This window comes from uncultured Winogradskyella sp., assembly GCF_947495255.1.
In the GTDB taxonomy this organism is placed as follows: domain Bacteria; phylum Bacteroidota; class Bacteroidia; order Flavobacteriales; family Flavobacteriaceae; genus Winogradskyella.
In genome coordinates this window covers 1-616 of record NZ_CANLYI010000031.1, presented here as the reverse complement: position 1 = coordinate 616, position 616 = coordinate 1, and the positions used below count along the sequence as shown (strand labels likewise).

Below are 616 nucleotides of genomic sequence, written 5' to 3'. Positions count from 1 at the left end.
GTTTTTACACCCATACCTGGAATACTTTTTAATAACGTTAATTGATGTTGCTGGTCTTGTTTAACAAGCTCCAGTAAACGGGATTCCAATGCTAAAACTTCTTTGTTTAAATGTTTTAAATTTCGAGTTAAAGAACGATAAACAAACCTTGAAGGAATACCTAAGACTTCTTCGCCTTTTAGTTTGTTCTGTGTCGCTGTTCTGTGTTTTATATAACTATCTAATAGTCTAAACAATTGCAAACACTCACTCTGAACATCTGTTAAAGCCGTGTACAATGGAACATCATTCATCTCTCCATACTCACTTATCGCTTTAGCATCACTTTTATCTGTTTTTACCTTAGCTAATTTCATCTGGATAAATCGCTTTACAGATAATGGATTTACTACAGAAACTTGGATGCCTGATTTGTATAAAAACTGTGCTAAACGATAATGATAATAGCCTGTAGCTTCCATGACTATCAAAACGTCTTTTTCTAAATCCTTTAGGAAGCACACAAAACCTTTGGCTTCATTTTTAAATTGATTATGTCCACTTTTTGAACCATAAACATCAAAGACATCTTTACTGATGTCAATTCCATAAATTTCTTTATATTTATTCATAACAA

Annotated in this window: 1 protein-coding gene; it reads right to left on the bottom strand. The window is 32.1% G+C overall.

All coding sequences use genetic code 11. The annotated features are described in order from the left end of the window. Positions 1–616 (bottom strand): IS110 family transposase (locus tag Q0807_RS18850; protein WP_367180283.1); only part of this gene is annotated, 616 nt, incomplete at both ends.